This is a genomic window from Sporomusaceae bacterium ACPt, assembly GCA_041428575.1.
In the GTDB taxonomy this organism is placed as follows: domain Bacteria; phylum Bacillota; class Negativicutes; order Sporomusales; family Sporomusaceae; genus Sporomusa_D; species Sporomusa_D carbonis.
Genome location: CP155570.1, coordinates 1364529 through 1390872 on the forward strand (window position 1 = coordinate 1364529; position 26344 = coordinate 1390872).

The 26344-nt window shown below is 44.2% G+C and carries 26 protein-coding genes and 1 pseudogene; all 27 read left to right on the forward strand.

The features are described 5' to 3' along the window. The first annotated feature begins 59 nt into the window (after positions 1–59). Positions 60–428 carry a DRTGG domain-containing protein gene (locus tag SCACP_RS06740; protein ID WP_425060586.1) on the forward strand — a complete coding sequence of 123 codons (369 nt, stop codon included), beginning with the start codon at positions 60–62 and terminating at the stop codon, positions 426–428. Continuing rightward, the gene (locus SCACP_RS06745; RefSeq protein ID WP_425060587.1) at positions 419–847 is read left to right on the forward strand and encodes an ATP-binding protein; all 429 of its coding nucleotides are present in this window, start codon (positions 419–421) and stop codon (positions 845–847) included. Before SCACP_RS06740 ends, SCACP_RS06745 begins: the two co-directional genes overlap by 10 nt. 40 nt (positions 848–887) lie before the next feature. Next, positions 888–2231 carry a [Fe-Fe] hydrogenase large subunit C-terminal domain-containing protein gene (locus tag SCACP_RS06750; protein ID WP_425060588.1) on the forward strand — a complete coding sequence of 448 codons (1344 nt, stop codon included), beginning with the start codon at positions 888–890 and terminating at the stop codon, positions 2229–2231. A 21-nt stretch (positions 2232–2252) separates the two neighbouring features. Further along, positions 2253–2594, forward strand: a complete 342-nt coding sequence (locus SCACP_RS06755) for a DRTGG domain-containing protein (protein WP_425060589.1) — start codon at positions 2253–2255, stop codon at positions 2592–2594. Next, entirely contained in the window at positions 2591–3334 is a 744-nt protein-coding gene (locus SCACP_RS06760) for a PHP domain-containing protein (protein ID WP_425060590.1), read from the forward strand. The genes SCACP_RS06755 and SCACP_RS06760 overlap by 4 nt, the downstream gene beginning before the upstream one ends. 65 nt (positions 3335–3399) lie before the next feature. Continuing rightward, positions 3400–3909: an NADH-quinone oxidoreductase subunit NuoE gene (gene nuoE, locus SCACP_RS06765; RefSeq protein WP_425060591.1), complete on the forward strand. Its 510-nt coding sequence runs from the start codon at positions 3400–3402 to the stop codon at positions 3907–3909. 11 nt (positions 3910–3920) lie between these two features. After that, on the forward strand, positions 3921–4469 hold the full coding sequence (locus SCACP_RS06770; protein ID WP_425060592.1) for an ATP-binding protein: 549 nt from the start codon (positions 3921–3923) through the stop codon (positions 4467–4469). Between the two features lie 3 nt (positions 4470–4472). After that, on the forward strand, positions 4473–4838 hold the full coding sequence (locus tag SCACP_RS06775; protein ID WP_425060593.1) for a (2Fe-2S) ferredoxin domain-containing protein: 366 nt from the start codon (positions 4473–4475) through the stop codon (positions 4836–4838). 34 nt (positions 4839–4872) lie between these two features. Next, a complete protein-coding gene (gene nuoF, locus SCACP_RS06780; protein WP_425060594.1) occupies positions 4873–6663 on the forward strand; it encodes an NADH-quinone oxidoreductase subunit NuoF in 1791 nt (596 codons plus the stop codon). A 74-nt stretch (positions 6664–6737) separates the two neighbouring features. Beyond that, on the forward strand, positions 6738–8465 hold the full coding sequence (locus SCACP_RS06785) for an NADH-dependent [FeFe] hydrogenase, group A6 (RefSeq protein ID WP_425061339.1): 1728 nt from the start codon (positions 6738–6740) through the stop codon (positions 8463–8465). Positions 8466–8687: 222 nt separating this feature from the next. Next, complete coding sequence (locus SCACP_RS06790; RefSeq protein WP_425060595.1) at positions 8688–9329, forward strand: redox-sensing transcriptional repressor Rex; 642 nt, start codon at positions 8688–8690, stop codon at positions 9327–9329. A gap of 461 nt (positions 9330–9790) precedes the next feature. Continuing rightward, the gene (locus tag SCACP_RS06795) at positions 9791–11299 is read left to right on the forward strand and encodes an acetyl-CoA hydrolase/transferase family protein (protein WP_425060596.1); all 1509 of its coding nucleotides are present in this window, start codon (positions 9791–9793) and stop codon (positions 11297–11299) included. A gap of 81 nt (positions 11300–11380) precedes the next feature. Then, on the forward strand, positions 11381–13021 hold the full coding sequence (locus SCACP_RS06800; protein WP_425061340.1) for an acyl-CoA mutase large subunit family protein: 1641 nt from the start codon (positions 11381–11383) through the stop codon (positions 13019–13021). Positions 13022–13042: 21 nt separating this feature from the next. Beyond that, complete coding sequence (locus SCACP_RS06805) at positions 13043–13435, forward strand: cobalamin B12-binding domain-containing protein (RefSeq protein WP_425060010.1); 393 nt, start codon at positions 13043–13045, stop codon at positions 13433–13435. Positions 13436–13494: 59 nt separating this feature from the next. Further along, positions 13495–14433, forward strand: coding sequence for a methylmalonyl Co-A mutase-associated GTPase MeaB (meaB, locus tag SCACP_RS06810; protein WP_425060597.1), 939 nt, complete (start codon positions 13495–13497; stop codon positions 14431–14433). 106 nt (positions 14434–14539) lie between these two features. Beyond that, positions 14540–14965 (forward strand): methylmalonyl-CoA epimerase, encoded by a 426-nt coding sequence (mce, locus tag SCACP_RS06815; protein ID WP_425060598.1) that lies wholly within the window; start codon positions 14540–14542, stop codon positions 14963–14965. Positions 14966–15114: 149 nt separating this feature from the next. Beyond that, positions 15115–16590, forward strand: coding sequence for a methylmalonyl-CoA decarboxylase subunit alpha (gene mmdA, locus SCACP_RS06820; RefSeq protein WP_425061341.1), 1476 nt, complete (start codon positions 15115–15117; stop codon positions 16588–16590). Positions 16591–16634: 44 nt separating this feature from the next. Next, the gene (locus SCACP_RS06825) at positions 16635–17000 is read left to right on the forward strand and encodes an OadG family protein (RefSeq protein ID WP_425060599.1); all 366 of its coding nucleotides are present in this window, start codon (positions 16635–16637) and stop codon (positions 16998–17000) included. Between the two features lie 43 nt (positions 17001–17043). Beyond that, positions 17044–17433 (forward strand): biotin/lipoyl-containing protein, encoded by a 390-nt coding sequence (locus SCACP_RS06830; protein WP_425060600.1) that lies wholly within the window; start codon positions 17044–17046, stop codon positions 17431–17433. Positions 17434–17504: 71 nt separating this feature from the next. Beyond that, positions 17505–18626 carry a sodium ion-translocating decarboxylase subunit beta gene (locus SCACP_RS06835; protein ID WP_425060601.1) on the forward strand — a complete coding sequence of 374 codons (1122 nt, stop codon included), beginning with the start codon at positions 17505–17507 and terminating at the stop codon, positions 18624–18626. Between the two features lie 141 nt (positions 18627–18767). Beyond that, positions 18768–20039, forward strand: a complete 1272-nt coding sequence (locus SCACP_RS06840; RefSeq protein WP_425060602.1) for an SLC13 family permease — start codon at positions 18768–18770, stop codon at positions 20037–20039. 537 nt (positions 20040–20576) lie between these two features. Then, positions 20577–20768 carry a hypothetical protein gene (locus SCACP_RS06845; RefSeq protein WP_425060603.1) on the forward strand — a complete coding sequence of 64 codons (192 nt, stop codon included), beginning with the start codon at positions 20577–20579 and terminating at the stop codon, positions 20766–20768. 1329 nt (positions 20769–22097) lie between these two features. Then, positions 22098–22457 (forward strand): annotated as a pseudogene (locus tag SCACP_RS06850) (potassium transporter TrkG); the annotation flags it as partial. A 37-nt stretch (positions 22458–22494) separates the two neighbouring features. After that, complete coding sequence (locus SCACP_RS06855; protein WP_425060604.1) at positions 22495–23772, forward strand: SLC13 family permease; 1278 nt, start codon at positions 22495–22497, stop codon at positions 23770–23772. A gap of 25 nt (positions 23773–23797) precedes the next feature. Further along, positions 23798–25069, forward strand: a complete 1272-nt coding sequence (locus SCACP_RS06860) for an SLC13 family permease (RefSeq protein WP_425060605.1) — start codon at positions 23798–23800, stop codon at positions 25067–25069. Between the two features lie 62 nt (positions 25070–25131). Further along, positions 25132–25641 carry a hypothetical protein gene (locus SCACP_RS06865; RefSeq protein ID WP_425060606.1) on the forward strand — a complete coding sequence of 170 codons (510 nt, stop codon included), beginning with the start codon at positions 25132–25134 and terminating at the stop codon, positions 25639–25641. A 15-nt stretch (positions 25642–25656) separates the two neighbouring features. Next, the gene (locus SCACP_RS06870; RefSeq protein ID WP_425060607.1) at positions 25657–25917 is read left to right on the forward strand and encodes a hypothetical protein; all 261 of its coding nucleotides are present in this window, start codon (positions 25657–25659) and stop codon (positions 25915–25917) included. Positions 25918–26344: the final 427 nt, after the last annotated feature.

Genomic DNA, 26344 nt, shown 5'->3' on the forward strand with positions numbered 1-26344 from the left:
TTTGTCTGGTTTTGTGAAATTTCACACAAGAAGTATATGTTGTAATGGAGGGATTATTGGTGAAACTGGCCGAAGTACAAAAAGCGCTAAATGCTGAAGTACTCTGCGGAACAGAGTGGCTTGACCGGGAAATAAAAAGCGCTTGCGGCTCGGACCTAATGAGTGATGTCTTGGCATTCACAAAAGAACAGACCCTACTGTTAACAGGCCTAACTAATATACAGGTTATTCGTACCGCTGAGGTGAGTGATCTGGTCGGTATATTATTTGTGCGTGGCAAGCGGCCTGGGCCGGAAGTTATTGAATTGGCCCAATCGAAGGGCTTGCCTCTGCTTTTAACGACATGCCAAATGTATGAGGCCTGCGGTTTATTATACAAAAGCGGACTCGCAGGATGTCCGCCAAAGGAGGAAGCCAATTGCCGTTAAGACAAGGAGTGATATTAGAGTTCGAACTGGAAGGTTCGGACTTTAACGGCGCTGGTGAAGCTTCGAGTAAAATCAAACGTACTTTGCAACAACTCGGTATTCGCCATGAGATAATAAGACGGATTGCTATCAGTGCTTATGAAGCTGAAATGAATGTAATTATTCACGCATACCGCGGCGTTGTCAAAGCTGCGATTTATCAGGACCGCACTGAGTTGACTGTGCAAGATGAAGGACCAGGCATTGCTGATATTGAGCTTGCTATGAAGGAAGGATATTCAACTGCGCCGGCCCATATCCGGGAGTTGGGATTTGGTGCCGGTATGGGTTTGCCTAACATGGTGCGCTGTACAGATAAATTTGATATCAAAACTGAGGCCGGAGTAGGGACAAGACTCAGCATGACCATCTATCATTAGCTACGGCGCAGTCAGCTAATTATATGTAACAGATTGAGTGGTGAAAACAGTGGAAGAACATTTTCACTCGGTAAGGCTTACAACCGATCGGTGCCAAGGATGTGTAAGCTGTACAAAACGCTGTCCCACCGAAGCGATTCGTATTCGCGGCGGCAAAGCTCAAATAATATCTTTGCGTTGCATTGATTGCGGTGAATGTATACGCCACTGTCCCTGCCGGGCCAAGGCGGCATTGACAGATGACCTAGCCGATCTAAAAAACTTTCAATACAATATTGCGTTGCCGGCGCCATCGCTGTACGGACATTTTAGTGCCGATATTCCGGTGGATGCTATTTTGTCAGGGCTGATTAATCTAGGATTTGACGACGTTTTTGAAGTTGCTCAAGGCGCCGAAATTGTCACACTGGCCATTAGAGATTATCTTAAGCGCCCGGATATCATTCGACCGGCAATTTCTTCAGCTTGTCCGGCTGTTGTCCGGCTTATTCAGGTCAAATTTCCAGAACTGATTGACCATTTAGTACCTTTTGACGCTCCGGTGGAAGTAGCTGCCCGGATAGCCCGCGCTGAGGCGGCAAAGGCGCTGGGAATTGAAGCAGATAAGATTGGCGTATGGTTTATAACGCCTTGTCCGGCAAAAATGACAGCTGTAAGACGGCCGCTCGGCTCTGAAAAATCCAATATTACCGGCGCGATTGCCATTAATAAAATTTTTAATGATTTATTAAAAGTAGTTACGGCGGACAATCAACTTGTAAAAAGCAAGGCTTCTTGGGTAGGAGTCGGATGGGCAGTTTCCGGCGGTGAGACCTCGGCTATTGATGCTGAAAATATGCTGGCGGTAAATGATATTCAGAATGTGATTGATGTTCTTGAACAAGTTGCTCTTGGTAAACTCAAGGAAGTGGATTATATTGAAGTCCTCGCCTGTGCCGGCGGTTGTATTGGCGGTGCCCTGACGGCCGAAAACCGCCATGTGATTGAGTTTAATATGAAAAAGCGCATAAAGAAGAAAAAATCTCTCGATCCCACGGCAGGCAGATTGCCGCGTGAGACCTATACTGACTTTGAACTGGGCAGTGCTGGCAGGCGGGCTATTGAGCCCATACCGGCGTTACGGCTTGATGAGGATATTGCGAAAGCTATGTCTAAAATTGAAATCATGGACAAAACCTTAAAAACTTTACCGGGCCTTGACTGTGGTTCGTGCGGCTCGCCCAACTGCAAAGCACTGGCTGAAGATATTGCCCAAGGATTGGCTAATAAGACTGACTGCGTGTTCATTCTTCGTAAACGGACGAGGGATTTGGCTTTTGCAATGGTTGATTTGGCTGTCAAGCTTCCCCCGCCGCTTGACAAAGATCACAATGATGATTATTAAAACATTAAAGGAGGAGTACCTATGACTGTTCAGGAATTAGTGGAAACTTTACCGCTGCGGGTGGTAACAGGGCACGCCCACCTTGATAAAAAAGTGAGTGGTGGCTATGCATCTGATTTGCTAAGTAACGTCATGGGAAGAGCTGTCGCCGGCAACGTGTGGGTAACTATGCAGGGACACCAAAATATTGTAGCCGTAGCTTCACTTGCCGGTTTGGCTGCCGTTATTGTAGCCGGAGATGTTGAGCCTGATAAAGATGCCGTTCGCAGGGCTGCGAGTGAAGAAGTAGTGCTAATTACCACAACCCTGCCGACATTTGAGGTAGTTGGTCGTCTTTACAGTCTGGGTATTACCGGGGCATGAAGCGCCGATTTATAGCCGATCTCCATGTCCACTCGTTACTGTCGCCTTGTGCTGCAGTCGAAATGACGCCGCATAACATTGTATGCCAAGCAGTTAAACAGGGAATTGATATAATCGCTATTACTGATCACAATGCCTGCGACAATGTCGTAGCTGCTTTGGAAGCGGCTAAAGGTACCGATGTTACTGTATTACCAGGGATGGAGGTTGAAAGTAAAGAAGAAGTCCATATTATCGTTTTATTTGAAAAGATGCGACAATTGAAAGCATGGTCAAATTTTGTCGACGAACATAGGCTTAAAAAGCTTAATGATGTCACAAAATTTGGCGCTCAATTTATTGTTGACGCTGATGACAATTTTATTGCCGAAAAGCCTGAACTGCTACTTGCGCCGCTTACTGTAGGTATTGCTGAAATTTCTGAACAAGTGAGAAAATTAGGTGGAATATGTATTGCCAGCCACATTGACCGGCCGTCATACAGTCTTTTTAGCAAACTTGGATTTATCCCACCTGATGTTGAGTTGGCGGCAGTAGAAGTATCAAGGCATATGCGGGTACAGGACGCGCCTGCGTATTTTCCTGCTATTGGTTGTCTGCCTGTAATTACGTCCTCAGACGCCCATACAATTGACGATTTTATTTCTGGACCCAGAACTGTTTTTAATCTTGAACAACCGACATTAGAGGAAGTCCGGCAGGCGTTATCGGCGCAAAAATCAAGAAAGGTGGTGGTTTGAGCCACTGTTTTTACAGATATTGGTTTAACAAGAGAATTGTGATTTTTTCATAAGGAGGAGTTAACATGAACAGCGACAAGGAAACTAAATGCTGCTGCTGTGGCGGCGGTGAAGCGGGCAAGCTGGCTCTAGACCAACTGGAAACAGTGCTTGCAAAATACCAGGGAGTTAAAGGCGCTCTTATCCCCGTACTGCAGGAAGCACAACATGTATATGGCTACCTGCCGAGAGAAGTTATCCAGTGTATTGCTGAAAAAATGGCCATTCCAGTCAGCCAAATATACGGCGTGGTAACATTTTACGCCCAATTTCATCTTAATCCTCGTGGCAAAAATATTATCCGTGTTTGCCAAGGCACTGCGTGTCATGTACGCGGCGCCAAAGCCATCCTTACAGCGTTGGAAGATAATCTGAAAATAAAAGCTGGCGGTACTACTTCTGATCTTAAATTTACTTTGGAAACAGTGGCCTGTATTGGCGCTTGCGGCTTGGCTCCGGTACTTATGGTCAATGACGATACTCATGGCCGTCTGACTCCTGAAATAATTCCCGAGATATTGGCTAAATACGCCTAATTTAAATTCCTATGCGTGAGATGTCGCTTCATATTCTTGACCTGGTGCAGAACTCAATCGAAGCCGGAGCAACTTTAGTCAAACTGGAAATTATCGAAGATTTTGCCACAGATGTTTTGCTTATTCGGGTTTCTGACAACGGCAGGGGTATGGATGAAAAACTGCGTCAATTAGTCATTGATCCCTTTATCACGACCCGGACTACCAGGCGTATAGGGTTAGGCTTACCGCTTATGGATATGTCTAGCCAACGCTGTGGTGGATATTTGAAAGTTGAGTCCAAGCCCGGGCAGGGCACAGTGGTTGAGGCTAAGTATCGCCATAGCCATCTTGACCGACCACCAATGGGTAACCTTGTAGAGACAATTAAGACCATACTTGTTACTAACCCAACATTGAATTTTTTATATCATCATATTGTAAATGACAGGAGTCTTTGGATTTCCTCTCAAGAGTTAGCCAATATTTTGGATGGTATTCCTTTAACGCATCCAGATATATTAATCTGGCTGCATGAGTACTTGTCAGATAACATAGCCAATTTGTACGGAGGTGTCTAGAAGATGAAAACAATAGAAGATTTAAAACGCCTGCGGGAACAACTTAAGAGCCAGAATAGTGTGCGTCACGAAGGGGGCCCCCAGATCATCGTAGGAATGGGTACCTGCGGGATTGCCGCCGGCGCTCGTCAAGTCATGACTGCTATTTTAGAGGAAATTGCCAAGCGCAACCTTCAAAATGTTAAAGTAAGCCAGACCGGGTGTATCGGAATGTGCGAAAAAGAAGTGCTTGTCGATATCGTTCGCCCTGGTGAACCACGGATCACGTACGGCAAGGTCACACCGGCAGATGTCCCCAAAATAATTGCCGAGCATGTAGTTAACGGACGTGTTGTTGCCGAGCTTGCAGTTGGCAAAATTACTGAATAATTATAAATTTGGTATAGTAACAGGAGGGGATAGTATGGAACATATCAGAGCGCATATACTCATTTGCGCCGGCACCGGCTGTGTGTCTTCAGGATCGAAAAAAGTTGAAGCCGCATTTAGGGATGAACTGGCGAAAAAAGGTTTGGATAAGGAAGTAAAAATTATAGAAACAGGCTGCCATGGCTTCTGTGAAATGGGCCCGTTGGTAATTATTTATCCTGAAGGAACTTTCTATGTTCGTGTACAGGAAACTGACGTGCCAGAACTTGTTGAAACTCACCTTTATAAAGGCCGTATTGTTGAGCGGCTATTGTATAAAGAACCTATTACCCATGAGAAAATTCCCAGTTATAGCGATATCACTTTCTATAAAAAGCAAATGCGGATGGTGCTGGCGAACTGCGGACATATCAATCCTGAAGATATCAATGAATATATAGCTGAAGGCGGCTATGAAGCCCTTGGTAAAGTATTGACTGAAATGAAGCCGGAAGATGTTGTTGCCGAAGTGAAAAAAGCCGGTCTAAGAGGACGTGGGGGCGGTGGCTTCCCGACCGGTATGAAATGGGAATTTACTCGTAACGCCAAAGGTGAAAAGAAATATGTCGTGTGTAATGCTGACGAAGGCGACCCCGGTGCCTTCATGGACCGTAGCGTGCTTGAGGGCGACCCGCATCGCGTAATTGAAGGCATGGCTATTTGTGGTTATGCCATTGGGGCCGATGAAGGTTACATTTATGTCCGTGCCGAGTATCCGCTGGCTATCAAACGGCTAAAAATTGCTATTAAACAAGCCGAAGAAATGGGTTTGCTGGGTGAAAATATTTTAGGCTCAGGCTTCAATTTCAAATTAAAAATTAAAGAAGGCGCCGGCGCGTTTGTATGCGGTGAAGAAACTGCGCTCTTAGCATCTATCGAAGGCAAACGCGGCATGCCCCGGCCGCGGCCGCCGTTCCCGGCGATTTCCGGTCTTTGGGGCAAGCCTACCAATATCAATAATGTTGAAACTTTTGCTAACGTGCCGCAGATTATCATTAAGGGTGCTGACTGGTATGCATCTATCGGTACCGAGCGTAGCAAAGGTACAAAAGTGTTTGCTCTTACCGGTCGCATCAACAATACCGGTTTGGCAGAAGTTCCTATGGGTATTACCATGCGCGAAATTATCTATGAAATCGGTGGTGGTATCCCTGGCGGCAAAAAGTTCAAGGCAGTGCAAATCGGCGGTCCGTCCGGTGGTTGTCTGCCAGAGAACCTGCTTGATTTGCCGGTAGATTATGACTCCCTTATCCAGGCTGGGGCCATGATGGGCTCAGGTGGCCTGGTAGTAATGGACGAAACTACCTGTATGGTTGATGTCGCGAGGTTCTTCCTCAACTTCACCCAAGCTGAATCCTGTGGTAAATGTACGCCTTGCCGTGAAGGCACCAAACGTATGCTTGAGATATTGACACGCATCACCGAAGGCAAAGGCCGCAAAGGTGACATCGAGTTATTGGAATCTATGGCTAAAAACATTAAAAGCACCGCATTGTGCGGTCTCGGGCAGACTGCACCCAATCCGGTATTGTCGACCTTGCGTTATTTTCGCGACGAATACGAAGCCCATATCAACGACAAACGCTGCCCGGCTGGCGCCTGCACAAGCCTGTTACAGTACAGCATCACGGAAACCTGCAAAGGTTGCGGTCTGTGTAAAAAAGTGTGCCCGGTTGAGGCTATCAGCGGCGAAGTTAAAGCCCAGCATGTCATCGATGCTGTTAAATGTATTAAGTGTGGCGCTTGCTTTGGCAAATGTCCGTTCAAGTCAATCGTTAAAGGCTAAACTTGCTGGCCAATGCTGGTGATATATCCTGTTTAAGGAAGATAATGATGGGAAGAAGAGAGGGTGACACGACGATGGAAATGGTTAATATAACAATCGATGGACAGAAAGTAGCTGTGCCGAAGACATCGACTGTTCTGGAAGCCGCAATTTCGCTCGGAATCAAAATTCCGACTTTATGCTATCATCCTGAACTGCGCGTGGAAGGGGCTTGCCGGGTATGCATGGTTGAAGTGGAAGGGGCGCGTAGCTTGGTAGCGTCCTGTGTTTATCCGGTAAATGAAGGCATGGTTGTCCGTACGAACACTGCTGCTGTACGCGAAGCCCGTAAAATGGTCGTTGAGCTTTTGCTGGCCAACCACCCGAGTGATTGCTTGTCTTGTCAACGTAACCTAAATTGTGAATTGCAAAATATCGCCGCTGATCTCGGCGTTCGTGAAATCAGATTTGACGGCGAGAAGAAAGACTACCCGCTTGATGCTAATAACCCCTCGCTGGTACGCGACCAGAACAAATGCATCTTATGTGGACGCTGTATCCGCGCTTGCAGCGAGCGTCAGGGCGTACATGTCTACAGCTTTGCCAATCGGGGCTTTAATACTACTGTTGTTCCGGCCTTTAGCTTAGGTCTTAACGACGTAGCCTGTACCTATTGCGGCCAATGTGCTGCAGTATGTCCTACCGGGGCTATTGTGGAAAAAAATGACACCCAGGAAGTATGGAAAGCCCTGAGCGATCCGTCCAAACATGTTATTGTTCAGACTGCTCCGGCCGTGCGGGTGGCTTTGGGCGAAGCCCTTGGATTACCACATGGTTCAATCGTTACCGGTAAAATGGTTGCTGCTTTAAAACGATTGGGCTTTGACAAAGTATTTGATACTGATTTCACGGCCGACCTTACCATTTGGGAAGAAGGTTCTGAGTTTATCGATCGTCTTAAGAATGGCGGTAAACTTCCTATGATTACTTCCTGCAGTCCTGGTTGGGTCAACTTCATTGAGTTAAAGTATCCTGACCTATTAGATCATCTGTCGACAGCTAAATCGCCGCAACAAATGTTTGGCGCGCTGGCTAAGACATACTATGCTGAAAAGGCCGGCATTGATCCCAAGGATATTATTTCAGTATCAATCATGCCATGTACCGCAAAGAAGGCGGAAGCTGTTCGCCCTGAAATGAAATCCAGCGGTTACCAGGATGTTGATTATGTCTTGACTACCCGTGAACTAGCCCGTATGATTCGCGAAGCCGGTATAACCTTTGCCGGTCTGGAAGAGGCAGAATTTGACGCCCCGCTGGGCATTGGCTCAGGTGCTGGCGTTATCTTCGGTGCTACCGGCGGCGTAATGGAAGCTGCCCTCCGGACAGTTGTTAAACTGGTAACCGGTAAAGAGCTTGACAATATCGAGTTCCATGCTGTTCGTGGTATGACCGGTATCAAAGAAGCTGAGGTTCCGGTTACAGAAGATTTTACAGCTAAGGTTGCCGTCGCTCATACTTTAGCCAACGCCCGCGTATTGCTTGATAAAATCCGCGCCGGCGAAGCCGATTATCATTTCATCGAAATCATGGCATGTCCGGGCGGTTGCTCAGGCGGCGGTGGACAGCCCATCATCACCTCAGCCGAACACCGGCAAAAACGTCTTGATGCCATTTATGAATGTGACAAGCGCTCAAATATCCGGAAGAGCCACGATAATCCGGCTGTTATCGAACTGTATGAAACATGGCTGGGCAAACCGCTGGGAGAAAAATCGCACCACCTGTTGCATACCCATTATCATCCGCAAAAGCGTATTTAATGGTTAAGGGATGCCCGTCAATTGGGTATCCCTTTTTACATGCCAAGCTTTGTCTGGCAATTCAATTTTTGTACATATTTTTCATAAGTATGTGAAAAACTATAACAATTATTTTGATAAAATAAGCAGGAATTTAACGGTAAGAGTGAGAATAACTTACAAATAATATAAAACTATAAGCTGCTTATATGAGCGCTGATTACTACCGGGGAGAGTTGTCTCATGAAAGAAAACAAAGAAAATGCCGTCATCTCAAAAGCAACAATTGACAGGCTACCGCTTTATTACCGTACCCTTAAACTCAGCCAGGAAGAAGGTATAGAAATAATCTCATCCGAAGAATTGGGGCGAAAGATTGGCGTTACTCCTGAGCAAATTCGCAAGGACTTATCAGCTTTCGGTGAGTTTGGTAAAAAAGGTGTAGGCTACTATGTCCGGGAACTTATGCGTAACATCGGCGAAATTCTGGGTTTAAACCGCACTTGGAACATAGCCATTGTCGGCGTTGGTCACTTAGGTTGGGCGCTGGCCAATTATGCTAATTTTTCACCACAAGGATTCCAACTGAGGGCCATTTTCGACATTGACCCTGAAAAGATAGGACGGTATATAAATGAAGTGGAGATTTTCCATATTGATACAATGAACGAAATCATCAGCGCGCGTGATATTCAAATTGGTATAATAACTGTACCTGCTGATCATGCCCAAAATATTGCTGACAGATTAGTTGAAGCCGGAATCAAAGGTATTTGGAACTTCGCGCCGATTAAAATAGACGTACCTCCTAACGTTCATGTCATCAGCGAAGATTTATCGGTTGGTCTTAGTAGTATTTCATACTACATTTCGCGGCAACATTAAAAAACCTTAAATTTTTCTAAAATACGACAAAAAGTAGCAGGATTTTTGATTTGGCCGTAGAATTAATATAATAACAAAATGAAACAATTTTATTATTATATACAGACAGTGGTGGCAGTACAGCCACGCTGAAAGTATAGTTACAAACTACGCTGCTTATGGTCTGCTGCTCACCTGCACTAGATAACTAATAAGTATGCACCTAAGTTTGTTTTGTTTAGTGCAAAATAAGCTTAGGTGCTTTTTTGTGCTGTGTTAGAATATTTTCTGTATTTTTTCTAAACAATAACAGGACTATACCTAGATAAATATATATAGTATCCAATAAAGATTTACAGGCGTGTTGTTAGTATAAGCGTAAGTCAAGCGCCAGCGGTGGAGCGTTACTAACAACACGCCTAGAAAAAATCTTTATTGGATTTCATATAGAAAAATATTGTTCCAAAGGGAGAGTGTGCGCAATGATTGACATTAAAGACCGTGTCAGGAACAAGTCTCTGCATGCAAAAATTGTGAGCGCAGAGCAAGCTGCTGCCAGTATTAAACCCGGAATGAATATTGGTACTAGCGGTTTTACGCCTGCAGGTTATCCGAAAGCAGTGCCGCTGGCGTTGGCAGAGAGAATGAAGCAAGAGAATTTCAAAGTAAACCTATGGACAGGTGCTTCGGTAGGTAAGGAGCTTGACGGCGCTTTGGCTGAAGCTAATGGTATTGCCAAAAGATTGCCTTATCAAACCAATGACGCCATCAGGAAAGCTATTAACAGTGGCGCTATTCAATATACCGATCTTCACTTAAGTCATGTTGCGCAAATGTCGCGTTATGGCTTTTTAGGCGGAAAAGTTGATGTAGCTATAGTAGAAGCTTGTGCTATTACCGAAGAAGGCCACATTGTGCCAACTACTTCGCTTGGTAACTCGGCGTCATTTGTTCAGAGCGCTGATTTTGTTATTGTTGAAATAAACACTACCCAACCGCTTGAACTTGAAGGCATGCATGATGTATATGTGCCACTTGACCCGCCTAACCGTCAACCGATACCACTTGTAAAAGCCGATGACCGTATTGGTACACCATATATCCCTTGCGGCCCTGATAAAATAGCTTACATAGTTCCTTGCGACATCAAAGACGACGTTCGTCCGTTGGCGGCAATTGATGACGACGCTAGGGCTATGACCGGCCACCTTATTGATTTCTTTAAAAACGAAATTAAAGCCGGCCGTATGCCGAAAAACTTGTTGCCGCTGCAATCAGGTGTAGGTTCAGTCGCTAATGCTGTTGTAGCCGGCTTGGCCAACTCAGATTTTGAGGATCTTACTGTATATACCGAGGTTATCCAAGATGGTATGTTTGACCTTATCGATGCCGGGAAATTGACCTTTGCTTCAGGTACTTCACTTACTCCGTCGCCCGATGGTTTAAAGCGGCTCTATGCCAATATCGGTGAATACCGCAAAAAAATTCTGCTTCGGCCGCAGGAAATCGCCAATAGTCCGGAAATTGCCCGCCGGATCGGGGTAATTGCCATGAACACCGCAATTGAATTTGATATATTTGGACATGTTAATTCCACTCATATAATAGGTACCAAAATGATGAACGGAATTGGTGGCTCAGGTGACTTTGCCCGCAACGCCTACCTAACCTTCTTCTTCTCTAACTCAATCGCTAAGAAAGGTGATATTTCATCAATCGTGCCGATGTGCTCACATTTTGACCATACTGAACATGATGTTGACGTCTTTATCACTGAACGGGGCGTAGCTGATATCCGTGGTCTGAGCCCTAAAGAGCGGGCCCGGGTCATCATTAATAATTGTGCCCACCCTGATTATCAGCCTATGCTCATGGACTATCTTGAACGTGCTGAAAAAGCTACAGGCTTTGCTCACACTCCGCATCTCATCAATGAAGCTCTATCCTGGCATACTCGCTTCCTGGAAACAGGCAGTATGAAAATAAAGTAGATGCTGGTTTTCCTAAACAGTTTCTAAAGTTTATGTGAAGCATACTTCGAAGGAGGATTTAGAAAAATGTGCACAGCTAACATGGATAGCTTAAAACAAAAAATGGCTGAGTACACCGGCAAGGTGGAAAAGGCATTAGCAAAATTCCCAGAACGCAAAAATCTCCCTCACAACAGGCTCTACACCCCGCTTGATATTGAGGGTACTGATTATGAAAGAGATATTGGTTTTCCGGGACAATATCCGTTCACTCGCGGTGTGCAGCCGACTATGTACCGTGGCCGTTTCTGGACTATGCGTATGTATGCCGGTTTTTCAACTGCTGAAGAGTCCAATAAGCGTTACCGCTACCTGCTAGAGTCGGGTGGCACAGGTTTGTCCTGCGCTTTCGACTTGCCGACCCAGATCGGTTATGATTCAGATGATCCCATTTCTGAGGGCGAAGTAGGTAAAGTAGGCGTGGCAATCGATTCTTTAGCTGATATGGAAATCCTGTTTGACGGCATTGACCTGGGAAAAGTATCAACTTCCATGACCATCAATGCTCCGGCTTCCGTACTTTTGGCCATGTACATTGCGGTTGCCGAGAAGCAAGGCGTAAGCCCTGACAAGCTTAACGGCACCATCCAAAATGATATTCTTAAAGAATATGCTGCGCGTGGTACTTATATATTCCCGCCTAAGCCTTCCATGCGGCTTATTACTAATATCTTCGAATATTGCTCGAAAAATGTTCCTAACTGGAATACTATTTCGATCTCCGGCTACCATATCCGTGAAGCCGGCTCGACCGCTACTCAGGAGATCGCCTTTACCATCGCCGACGGTATTGCTTATGTAGATGCTGCAATTAAAGCCGGCCTTAACGTCGACGATTTTGCGGGACGTTTGTCCTTCTTCTGGAACGCCCATAATAATGTGCTTGAAGAAGTTGCCAAGTTCCGTGCTTCCCGCCGCATATGGGCTAAAGTGATGAAAGAGCGTTTTGGTGCTACCAACCCCAAGTCCTGGATGCTGCGCGTACATACTCAGACTGCCGGTTCCATGCTTACCGCCCAGCAGCCTGACAACAATATTATTCGCGTTGCTCTCCAGACGGCGGCGGCAGTACTTGGCGGTACCCAGTCACTCCACACCAACTCCAAAGACGAGGCGTTGGCGCTGCCAACCGAAGATTCGGTACGTATCGCGCTCCGCACCCAGCAAATCGTGGCTTACGAAAGCGGTTTGGCTGATGTTGTTGACCCGCTGGCCGGTTCCTACTATATTGAAGCCCTTACCAATCAAATCGAAAAAGAAGCTTGGGAATACATCAAGAAAATTGACGACATGGGCGGTGCTGTTGTGGCCATCGAAAAAGGCTATATTCAGCGCGAAATTCAAGAAAGCGCCTACAAATGGCAGATGGAAGTGGAAAACAAACAACGCATTATTGTTGGTGTCAACCAGTTTCAAATTGAAGAAAAACCGGTCGAAGGTCTGCTGCGCGTCGACGCGTCTGTCGGCGAACTGCAAAAGAAAAAGCTGGCTGAACTGCGTGCCCGCCGCGATAACGCAGCTGTTAAAGATAAACTTGCTGCGCTTGAAGCCGGTTGTAAAGATGAGAGCGTCAATCTTATGCCGCTTATTCTTGATGCCGTTAAGGCCTATGCAACTCTTGGAGAAATTTGTGGCGTAATGCGTAAAGTATTCGGTGAATACGAAGCACATGTAAGCTTATAAGCTTAAGTAGGAGGGACAACGATGGAAAAACGTATTAGAGTATTGGTAGCAAAGCCTGGCCTGGACGGTCATGACCGCGGCGCCAAAGTCGTAGCCCGCGCTCTCCGTGACGCCGGTTTTGAAGTAATTTATACCGGTCTCCGGCAGACTCCGGAGCAAATTGTTGAAGCAGCTCTGCAAGAAGACGTAAATGTAGTGGCTATGAGCCTGTTATCCGGCGCTCATAACCACCTCTTCCCCCGTGTTGTTGACTTGTGTAAGCAAAAAGGCTTAAATGATGTGCTGATTATCGGCGGCGGTGTTATTCCTGATGCTGACATTCCTGGCCTCAAAGCCGCCGGTGTTGCCGAAGTATTTACTCCTGGCACCCCGACCAGCAGCATTATTGAATTTATCAAAACCAACGTAAAATAATATTTTTAAATAATATTTTGCAGCTTTACGTTAATTGCGTAACTGTGCAGGTGATATTGATGAATATTGTTGAAGAGGTGCTGGCAGGGTCCAAACGGGCCTTGGCCCGCGCCATCACCGCTGTGGAAAACGAATATGACGAAGCCGTCGAGATCATGCAAAAACTCTATCCCCACACCGGTAAAGCGCACGTTATCGGTATTACCGGACCTCCCGGCGCCGGTAAAAGCACACTTACCGATAAGCTGGCTAAAGAATACCGCCGTCAGGGAAAGACCATCGGGATTATTGCCGTTGACCCGACCAGCCCTTTTTCCGGTGGGGCTATTTTAGGCGACCGTATCCGGATGAATGAACTTACGCTTGATGAAGGTGTTTTCATCCGGAGTATGGGTACAAGGGGAAGCTTAGGCGGCTTATCGCGTAAAACGGCTGACGCCGTTAAAATACTGGATGCTGCCGGCAAAGACGTTATCTTCATTGAGACAGTGGGGGTTGGCCAGTCTGAAGTGGATGTGGTCAAAGCTGCTGACACCACCATGGTGGTACTGGTTCCTGGCCTTGGCGATGACATTCAGGCTATTAAAGCGGGTATTTTAGAAATTGCCGACATATTTGCCATCAACAAAGCTGACAGGGATGGCGTCGACCGCCTTAACACCGAAATAGAGATGATGCTTGATTTAAATCAGAGTCAGGTTGACTGGCGGCCGCTGGTAAAACGGACGGTGGCCAGCAAAGGTGATGGCATCTCTGAACTTATTGCTGCTATCGATGAACATTTTCAACACTTGAAACAGTCCGGACAATTGGCTGTACGTCGTACTGAACGCACTAAAAACGAATTACTTGCGCTTCTTGATGAACAAATTGGCCGGTATGTGCTCAAACATATTACAACTGGTGGAAATTTTGACTCTTTAGTAGTGTCAATTGAAAGACGGGAACAAGACCCGTATACTGTTGTTACTGACCTTTTACACCAAGTATTGCGTTAGTGAAAAAATACAGATCAGATGAGAAAATATAGTACCTGATATTAAAATATGGTATCATATATATAGATTGGATTAATCAATCTAAAATTTGACAGGAGGAATTGGCATGTCCGTAAATGCTCGCAAATTTAAAGTTCTCAGAGTTGACCATATTGGTATCGCAGTTAAGGATTTGGAACAAGCCAAGAAGTTTTACACTGATGTACTTGGTATGACTGCTATGGGTGAAGAAGTTGTTGAACAGCAAAAAGTTAAAGTATGTTTCATTCCGTGCGGTGACAGCGAAGTTGAACTGTTAGAGTCAACTTCACCGGACGGCCCGGTTGCCAAGTTCATTGAAAAAAACGGCGAAGGGATTCAGCATATTGCCTTACGGGTTGATAACATTGAAGCGGCGCTGGCTGACCTTAAGGAACAGGGGGTTCGCCTGATCGACGAATCGCCGCGCTATGGCGCCGGCGGAGCCAGCATTGCTTTCGTTCATCCGAAAGCAACTGGCGGAATTTTACTGGAGCTTTCTGAAAGAAAATAATATACGATAAGCAGTGGAGATTGTCTTAAAGGTACATATTGCCAGATTAGAGTCGGTAAGACAATGTCCACGGTTAATATTTGTGGAGGTGTACACAGTTGTCGACTCAGAAAAGAATTGAAGACTTGCGTAAGCGCTCTGAAAAAGTGATGGCTGGTGGCGGTCCTAAAAGGATCGAAAAGCAGCACGCTTCAGGTAAATTGACTGCTCGTGAGCGTGTCGAGAAGCTGCTTGACCAAGGTACTTTTGTCGAACTTGATCGTTTTGTGACCCACCGTTGCACCAACTTTGGCATGGAGAAGAAAGAGTGTCCAGGCGAAGGCGTAGTAACAGGTTATGGTACAATTGATGGCCGCTTAGTCTATGTATTCGCACAAGACTTCACTGTTGAAGGCGGATCGCTGGGCGAAATGCACGCTGCCAAAATAGTCAAAGTGCAACAGCTCGCCTTGAAAATGGGAGCCCCTTTGATTGGTCTAAACGATTCTGGCGGGGCACGTATTCAAGAAGCTGTTGACGCTTTAAGCGGTTACGGCAAAATATTTTTCAATAACACTATAGCTTCGGGTGTAATTCCCCAGATTTCAGCTATCATGGGCCCATGCGCCGGTGGCGCCGTGTACTCGCCTGCACTTACCGATTTTATTTATATGGTTAAAAACACCAGCCAAATGTTTATAACCGGACCACAGGTTATTAAGACTGTAACCGGTGAGGAAGTTACTTCTGAGCAACTGGGTGGTGCCATGACTCATAATAGCGTATCAGGGGTAGCTCAGTTTGCTGCCGAAAATGACGAGGATTGCCTGGCCCAAATTCGTAAATTAATTAGCTACATTCCAAGCAATAATATGGAATCGGCGCCTGTTGTCGAAACCGGTGATGACCCTCTACGGATTGATGAGTCGCTCAACAGCTTTATGCCAGACAATTCTAATCAGCCTTATGACATGTATGAAGTTATCGCAAAAATTGTTGATAACGGGGAATACTATGATGTACAGCCGTTTTTTGCTACCAATATCATTACCTGCTTTGCCCGTTTAGACGGTCAGACTGTTGGTATAATCGCCAACCAACCGAAAGTCATGGCAGGTTGTCTCGATATTAATGCCTCTGACAAGTCGTCCAGATTCATTCGCTTCTGTGATGCTTTTAATATCCCGCTTCTTAACATTGTTGACGTTCCGGGCTTCCTGCCTGGCACCAACCAGGAATATGGCGGCATTATCCGCCATGGTGCCAAGATGTTATACGCTTACTCTGAAGCTACTGTACCAAAGATTACTCTGGTTACCCGTAAAGCTTATGGGGGATCCTATCTTGCCATGTGTTCCCGTGACCTGGGTGCTGACCAAGTTATTGCTTGGCCGACGGCTGAGATCGCTGTTATGGGTCCTGCCGGCGCTGCTAATATCATTTTCAAAGGGGACCCGGACATTCAGCAAAAAACCGCTGAATATGTGGAGAATTTTGCCAACCCGTATCAAGCCGCCGTTCGTGGCTTCGTGGATATGGTTATTGAACCGAAGGAGACTCGTCCGGTGCTCATTAATGCTTTGAATATGTTAATGACCAAGCGCGAAGGTCGTCCAGCCAAGCGTCATGGCAATATCCCGTTATAAGCCAAATAATAACACGTGGTAGCTAGAAATGAGGTGAAAAACAAATGGATCAACCGGTTACTACAAATCCGATTCTGATTTCCTTGATTAACATGACTGTGGTTTTTGCAGTTCTTTATGGTCTGAGTTTGATAGTACGATTAATTCGTGTTATTGATCCGACGCAAAAAAAAAATGTAGCCAAAACTGAATCGCCTGCTGTGGCGGCACCGGTAGCCACTGCTCCCGCAGAACTTGAAATTGCTGCTTCTTACCAAGACGAAAATGAAGTCATTGCGGTTATTGCCGCTGCAATTGCCGCTTATGGTTTCAGTGCATCGCAAATTGTCTCTATCCGTCCGGTTGGAGGCAAAGCCTGGGCTCAAGCCGCCCGCCTGGAAGCTGTAAATGCCAGAAACCAAATGTTTTAGCGTAATGGAATTTAGTGTATTCGAATAAGGAGGAAGTGTGACTGTGAAAAAGTTTAACATCACTGTAAATGGTCAAACCTATGAGGTTGAAGTAGAAGAAATTGGCGGTGCCCCATCGGCTCCCAAGGCTGCTCCTGTAGCTGCCCCGGCAGCGGCTCCTGCTCCTAAAGCTGCTCCGGCACCATCACCTAAGCCCGCGGCAGCTCCCGTACCTGCCGGCGCTCAAACTGTAAGTGCTCCCATGCCTGGCAAAATCCTGGCAGTAAACGTTAAAGCCGGTGATTCGGTTAAACGCGGTGACGTGCTCCTCATTCTTGAAGCCATGAAAATGCAAAATGAGATCATGGCTCCTGCAGATGGAAAAGTCAGTGAAATCCGCGTATCAGCAGGTCAGACAGTTGCTACCGGCGATGTGATGGTAATTCTCGGCTAATAGCTTCCAAGTAGAACTAGATAAAGTATATTTATACTAATTAACTCATTTATTGAGGAAGGAGAAAAATAATGGACGCATTTGTTGTTGCGCTTCAAGCCGTATGGGCAGATAGCGGATTTGCTGCGTTTAGCGCCGGTAATGCTATTATGATTGCCGTTGGCATTATCCTGCTTTACTTGGCGTTTGCCAAAGGCTTTGAACCGTTGCTTCTGGCCCCGATTGCTTTTGGATGTATCCTAGCTAATTTTCCTAAAACCGGTTTCGAAGAAGATCCTGGCTTGATGCAAGTCATTGGTTATGGTATAAAAAACGAGGTTTTCCCGCCGCTAATCTTCCTCGGTGTTGGCGCTATGACTGATTTTGGTCCGTTGATTGCTAACCCTTCTACTCTTCTTTTAGGTGCTGCTGCTCAGGTAGGCGTGTTTGTATCATTAATGGGTGCCATGGCTTTGGGATTTAATGTAAAAGAAGCCGCTGCCATTGGTATCATTGGTGGTGCTGACGGCCCGACAGCCATCTATCTTACAATAAAACTGGCACCGCATTTGCTTGGTGCTATTGCGGTGGCGGCATACTCATACATGTCGCTGGTGCCGCTGATTCAACCTCCGATTATGAAGGCTCTTACTACCCAAAAAGAGCGTGAAACAGTAATGGATCAATTGCGTCCGGTTTCTAAATTTGAGAAACTGGCGTTCCCGGTAGTTACGACTATCATCATTAGTCTGCTGTTACCACCTATTGCTTCTCTCATGGGCATGCTGATGCTTGGTAACCTCTTCCGTGAATCTGGCGTAACCGATCGTCTTTCTGACACAGCTCAAAACGCTCTTATCAATATTGTCACCATCTTGCTGGCTACCGGTACCGGTCTTACTATGAAAGCCGAAAGTTTTTTAACCTATCAGACTATTCTCATTATTTGTTTAGGGTTGGTTGCTTTTGCTGGTGGTACTGTTGGTGGCGTGCTCTTTGGCAAATTAATGTATTACTTTACAGGTGGCAAGGTTAATCCGCTTATCGGTTCAGCCGGCGTATCCGCTGTGCCGATGGCTGCCCGCGTTAGTCAAGTGGTCGGACAAAAAGCAAATCCGGCTAACTTCCTGCTCATGCATGCCATGGGTCCTAACGTAGCAGGGGTAATTGGTACGGCAGTCGCTGCGGGTACCATGCTGGCCATGCTGAAATAAAGGCAGATTGGTGCTTCTTATTGATACGCAGGGTATTCTTGCGTATCAATAAGAGCCATATGATTGCAAATAACCGGATCTTTGATGAAATATGTAACAATTATCATCTTTACATTAGCCGTAATATAAGGAGGAGTTGTCGTGACACCTGCGGTGGTAACTCTAATAGTCCTAGGAATTGTTGCACTACTTTTCGTAACTGAAGCTGTTCCTTTGGCTATTACAGCAATGGGAGGAGCAATTGCTCTGGGTATTCTTGGTATTATCCCAATTAACACTGTTTTTTCCGGTCTGTCTAATTCAACAGTCGTATTGTTTGCCGGCATGTTTGTTATTGGTGCCTCGATGTTTCACACCGGTTTGGCTCAAACATTGGGAGAAACTGTTGTGAAGTTTGCCGGTAAAAACGAAAATGGGCTCATGTTCGCTGTGATGTTTGTTGCCGCCGCTTTATCTTCCGTTACTTCTAATACGGGTACAACTGCTGCGCTTATGCCCGTTATTCTTGGTATTTGCGCCGCCGCCCGTATTCCGGCCTCGCGTCAATTAATGCCTCTAGCTTTTTCAGCAGGGTTAGGTGGTATCATTACCCTGGTAGGTACACCGCCCAATATCATTGCTGCCGGTGCTCTTAAAGCTGCCGGACTTAAACCATTTGGCTTTTTCGAATTTGCCTGGATTGGTATTCCGTTAACTATTGCCGGCATCATTTATATGATTTTTGTTGGCAAGCATCTCTTACCTAAAGCGGAACTATCGGCTGAGCAAGAAATCGAGCAGGAGATAGAGGCTACTACTAAGAATACATCGAAAATGTGGATATCTGGCCTAATATTAATCGCCGTTGTTGTTATTATGGCTCTTGATATTAAAGCAATGCCGCTTGAAGTTGCTGCTATTACAGGCGCCATTATTGCCGTGTTAACCGGTTGTCTGAAAGAGAAACAGGCATATCAGAGTATTGACTGGGTAACAATTTTTCTATTTGCCGGCATGATGCCTATAGCTACTGCGATGGAAAAGAGCGGCGCCGGTAAGCTGATTGCTGACCAAGTGGTTGGTATCTTAGGTGGCAGCCCCAGTCCGTTGTTTGTAACTGGCGTATTGTTTGCTCTTTCCGCTGGATTAACTCAGTTTATGTCTAACACCGCTGCAACTGCGCTGTTGGCTCCTATTGGCATATCTATTGCAAAGGGTATCGGCGCTAGCCCGCACGCAGTTCTCATGGCGATTGCTGTTGCCGCATCTTGTGCATTTGCAACTCCTGTAGGAACTCCTCCTAATACACTTGTACTCGGACCTGGTGGCTACAAATTCATGGACTATGTTAAAGCCGGTACTGGTCTTGTAGTAGTTTGTCTTATTGTGTCTTTGATTGTTATTCCGATGGTTTGGCCGTTCTTCCCTAAATAAGTATGTTGCAAACTGTTTAATGAATAACTGATAAGAGAACTGATAATAGGTATAAAATATACGCAGATTGGGAAATCTGCGTATATTTTCCTCGAAAATTAGTTGTACGGTTTGCCGGTACCAGTGAGAACGGCCTTATGTTTGGGACCATGATGATAGCTGCCATTATTTCCGCCGTTTCCTCGAACACAGGGATCACTGCTGCCTTGATGCCCGTTGTAATACCGATGGTGTGGCCTTTTTTCCCCGGTAAGTAATAAAATTGTTATAACAGTATAAATTATAGGGGGACAGGGAAATCCTGTCCCCCTATAATTTGCGATTGGTTTCTATCTACGGAGGTGCATTATTCAACTACAACTTGCTCTTGAAGAATGTAGATATCTGCAAAAGCAGGTTGTAGATTTTACCTCTATGGCACGTACAAGTCACGAGTAACGTGTAAATTGAGAAATTTGACTATGTGCTTAACCTGGTATTTTGTATACAGTATAATATAATCATAATAACGTAGTATACTGATGGAGGAGCAACGACATGGACCGCAAGACTGTTCATCCCGGGCATGTTGTGTTATTAAGCAATGGTGTAAAAGGTTTAGTCGGAATACTTCCGACCGCAAGACTTGTGGTGTGGCACACGGATAACAAAAATACAAAACCGCATCCATACCCATTTATGATTGGTGAAGTGGTAAAAAACTACGGACGCATTGCTAGTCACCGCTAACCTGTTATATGACAATTTGCGTTTGATATGGTGCGACATCAACCTTAGGGACCTGAACTATTTCAGGCCTTTTTGTTTTTTTTGAAATAGTGAGTATGCTGCGAAAAGTACTTTGACGTTATATTTTGTACTGTAGAAAAAGGACAGATTAGTTGCAATAGCCCTGTTTTGTCCTCTTCAAAACTATAAATTGGCCTAAATTTGGGTTTCCGCAGTAGAATCAATATTGCATTATTTAATCATCTATGATACTCGAACATATTAGCGCTCTGATTTGTATTAGAAAGGGGACAAAATTTTTATGACCAAATTTGTAAATGAGTTGGAGCGAATTGAAACAGTTGTTTGTAGCCTGGTTAAACAAATTAAGAGCAACAGGATTTTACTGCCCGGCATGCTTTGGGGGTAAATGAAATTGCAATTAAAATTGCCCGGCAAATGAAATGCTTTAATAGCTTAGAATTGATCTATATAGTATCCAATAAAGATGTACAGGCGTGTTGTTAGTATAAGCGTAAGTCAAGCGCCAGCGGTGGAGCGTTACTAACAACACGCCCAGAAAAAAATCTTTATTGGATTTCATTAGTTAGTGCCTTTTTAAAGTTGGATTTCACCTCTGTGCATATGTCACCTGTGGACCCAATTGAAGCCTTAAATGAACCGGTCAAGGCACATCCATAAATAGTCACGTATTATCAGGTATCTTTAGGGAAAAGTTGTTTATATTATTACTATTTGGGAGGAATACAGCCACTGGCAGGTGCTTGCTATTACAGGCACCTGTATATATTATACACGTTAAAATAACTTTCTTTTTTACTATCTAAAGTGATAAAATAGTAGCATTATGTAGTTTTTTGTTTAATAGCGACTCGGAGGAGATTTGATCGTGTCATTATTGTTGGCGTAGAAAAAGTCGGCTATAGTTTGGCACAGCGTTTATCGGAAGAACGCATCGATGTGAAAGCAGGTATGTTTGCACATGCATTTAGGATTGGGGTTGCACATATTCGTGGGTGCATGGCGTTTAATTTACGCGGCATTTATTGCTTCTGACACTCCATCATTGTAGTCTATTCTTTATAGTCTTATGATAGAACTTAATTATAGTGTTTATGGTAGTAGCTGGGAGAATTTTTTCAATTTATTTTCATGCCTGGCAAAAATGAGCAGGAAAATTATTAGAGATATAGAATTAAAATTTATATCCTGATAATATTAGTAACTACTATATTTTTGCTGCAAATTTATAGGCAACAGGAGAGGAGGTTGGTGATTCATTTCGGGTAGTTCTGTTTCAAGTATTGACCAAACAAGGCTGAGCTAAAGCGTGCTTTGCACCCCGAAATTGTAGTAAGTATGAGTGTGGGTGGAGAGGCAATTGAACCTACTGTACTCAATGCAGTTAGTTATGCAGTTTTTCTTTTTATTATGTTCATTTTTACAACAACTGTTCTACTACTGACTTTAAATGGCTTCGAGCCTTTCGATGCTATGGGTGCGGCGGCCGCAACACTTGGCAACGTTGGACCGGGGTTTGGGCCGGTGGGACCTACCACAATTTACGCTGAGGTTTCAACGTTTGCGAAACTCATACTCATGTTATCTATGTTGCTGGGACGGTTGGAATTATTTACCTTATTGGTATTTGTCCGGCCGGAATTTTGGCGGTCTCAGAGAAATTGGTGATTGGTAGGATACCAAGGACATATGGGAGGAACGCTTAATGTTAGCAGAAAACGCAGGACTTGCAATTGGAATTTTTGTTATTGTATATGCTATTATTGTATCGGAAAAAATTCACCGTACAAAGATAGCTTTATTAGGTGCGATAGTTGTAATATTATTCAACATAATGCCTCAAGAAGAAGCAATTTCTAAAATTGACTTCAATACGTTAGGTTTGCTGATTGGAATGATGGTCATTGTTGCTATAACCCGACAGACGGGGTTATTTCAATATTTGGCGATTAAAGCTGCCAAAAAGGTCAAAGGCAATCCCGTAAAAATTATGATAGTATTCTTTTGGTTGACTGCTATTGCGTCGGCTTTTCTGGATAATGTTACAACGGTTTTGTTGTTAACAAGTATTACTTTCGCTATTACTGATGTTTTGGGGATAAGCCCCATACCGTTTCTGGTTTCGGAAATCATTGCGTCCAATATCGGTGGAACAGGCACTTTAATCGGCGATCCTCCCAATATTATGATTGGCGGCGCTACTGGGCTAGGATTTAATGACTTTATTATTAATCTGACAATTCCGGTTGTGGGAGTTGGGATTGTTACCTCTTGGTTATTCTATCTTATATACAAGAAAGATTTGGTTGTGACAAAAGAAACCCAAAATAAAATCATGAGTTTAGATGAGCAGGCGTTTATTACCAATCAGATTCTGCTACGCAAATCTCTAGCGGTATTGGCTGCAGTAATTATTGGCTTTGTGTTACACCAGGCCTTCCATTATGAATCTGCAACGGTTGCAATGGGAGGAGCGGCGTTGCTGCTACTAATTAGCGGAATTGAGCCTGAAGAGATTTTTCATGAAGTTGAATGGAATACCATCTTCTTTTTTATTGGATTATTCATTTTAGTTGGCGGGTTGGAAGTAACCGGAGTAATTAAAATGATAGCCCAGTGGGCACTTGATGTTACGAGAGGTAACATGGTTCTAATGAACTTTTTGGTTTTATGGCTTTCGGCTTTTGCATCGGCGTTTATTGATAATATTCCGTTTGTTGCTACAATGATACCTCTTATTAAATCAATGGCTGAACTCGGTCATATGGATGTAACTTCATTATGGTGGACGCTATCCCTGGGAGCATGCCTTGGCGGCAACGGTACTATCATCGGAGCTTCTGCCAACGTTGTTGTATCAAGTATAGCTGCTGCTCATGGCCGGCCCATATCGTTTAAATATTACTTCAAAATTGCTTTTCCACTTATGATTGTGTCAATACTAATTAGTAATATTTATATCTATTTGGCATACTTACGTTAATAAGAGATAGTAAAGGGGGAAGCAAATGACGTCCGAAGCTTGGGTCAGCCTGATATTGTTCTTAGTTGTTTATGCTATTATCGTGTCGGAAAAAATTCATCGCACCAAAATCGCTTTGGTGGGGGCAGTTTTAGTACTATTACTCAAAATAATGTCCCAGGATGAAGCTATTGATAGTATTGACTTTAATACGTTAGGCTTGCTGATTGGAATGATGATGATTGTTGCAATTTCGCGACAGACAGGTGTATTCCAGTATTTGGCTATCAAGGCGGCGAAGAAGGTTAAAGGAAATCCCATTCTTATTATGTTGGTTTTATTCTGGTTAACAGCTTTGTTATCAGCCCTGTTGGACAACGTGACTACCGTTCTGCTGCTGACTTCCATAATATTTGCAATTACTGATGTTCTGGAAATCAGCCCGGTTCCATTTTTGGTCATGGAGATCATAGCTTCAAATATTGGGGGAACAGCTACCTTGATTGGCGATCCGCCTAATATAATGATCGGAAGTGCTACTGGTCTCAGTTTTAACGATTTTCTGCTAAATTTGGCTCCGGTAGCCTTCCTAATAGGGATGGTTACTTGTTTAGTGTTATTGTATATTTACCGGACTCAGCTAATAGTTGCTCCGGAAAAGCAGCAAAAAATTATGGAAATCGATGAATACGCCTTTCTCATTGACCGGGCGCTGCTTAAAAAGTCGTTAATAGTTTTGGGTGTTACCATTCTTGGCTTTGCATTTCATCAAGTATTTCATTTTGACTCAGCGACTGTTGCTTTGGCCGGTGGCGCGGCTTTACTCTTAGTCAGCGGCAAGGACCCTGAAAAAGTTTTTCATGAGGTGGAATGGAACACGATCTTCTTTTTTGTAGGCTTATTTATCCTGGTAGGGGGATTGGAAGCTACCGGGATTATACACCTGGTGGCCCAGTGGGCGCTTGATGTGACTCAGGGAAACGTATTTATGATGAACGTCATGGTGCTTTGGCTGTCGGCGATTGCTTCGGCATTTGTCGATAATATTCCGTTTGTTGCTACCATGATACCTCTCATTAAGTCCATGGCTGAGGTTGGCGGAGTGGATGTTTCTGCGTTGTGGTGGACGTTGGCCCTTGGCGCTTGCCTTGGAGGCAACGGTACCCTTGTCGGTGCTTCGGCCAATGTTGTGGTTATGAGTATTGCCGAAGCGCATGGATATCCGCTATCGTTTAAAGGATTTATGAAAGTTGCCTTTCCTTTAATGATACTCTCCATTGTCATATCCAATCTTTATGTCTATCTTATGTATTTTTGAACTTTTAGCAGCTGAGGGACAGTGCTATGTCTGTCCCTCTTTTATACTGGACGGAGGAATATATGGAGAAATGTCGCGAAAGTACTGTTTATCATAAGAGTCAGCTATTTTGGTTATTGCTGGCTGTTATTGCCTTACTTATTTGGTCTGCGGCCGAATTTAAATCCTATTTTGCCGGTAAGCCTAGCTATTTGGGTATAGGATATATTTTGTTTTTCATTGGAATCTTAATATGGCGATATGCTTTTCGCTACACTTGTATTTTGAATGAACATGAGATGATTGTTATAAGTCAGGGACTGGGAATAAGCCGGACAGTTAGAATTAATTTAGATGATGTTGAAAGCTTTGCCGACAGATATGTAAAGAGCTTTTTTCGGCGCACAGGCATTAGCCGTTATTTATACCGTTATTCGTCAGGAGATAACCGTCCTATTCGAATACTGGTATTTAAAAAAAAGACAAAAATGCATGCCGTATTATTTAAATCCAGTGATAAGTTTATAGAGGAATTGGCGAATTTGAAACCTAAGCAATATTTGAAGTTAGCAAGCGACGGTTCCAAAAAGTAAGCAGGCGGTGATGAATTGGACACGCAAGCTTTAAGAGTGATTGTTGCGTTTATTATTGGGCTATGTATCATATATATTACCGCTAAGATCATTGGCGATGAGAAGAAGGCCAGGTGGTTTAAAAAACGGCAACAAACAAGCTTGTTTAATCGCCGCGGCATGTTAGGGGAAACTCTTAATTTTGGCGTTCCTCGCAGTTGGCAGGGTGTTGCAATTATGGTTTTAATGTATACGGTTATTTTCGCGATTGGATACGTTTTGGTATTTAAGATATAGTGTTAATGACTCCAATACACCCTCTTAAACCAAGAGGGTGTATTTTTGTAAATATTTAGTTTTTTGTAAATATATACTTTTTGCTACCATTAAGACAATGTGCGATAATATACCTAACATATAAAAAGACAAACAATTTAATATTTTGTACAAAATTTCACAAAAAAGATATGGTATTTTTTTTCAAAATCTGGTATTGTAAATACAGTTAAGGGCTTTCATATTTATTAGAGACTAAAGCTGTTTTTTTAGCAATTATTAATAGCTGGTTACTAAAACTATAGTATAAGAATTTTAGCTGAAAAAGTTTTAACCTTAAAGTGAAAAAAGTAATTTATTCTTAATGAAGGTAATTGTTTAGTTTAAACGAATATAATATCAGTTAAAAAAAGGGTGACGTTGCCGTCAAATTGTCGAAAGGAGGGCA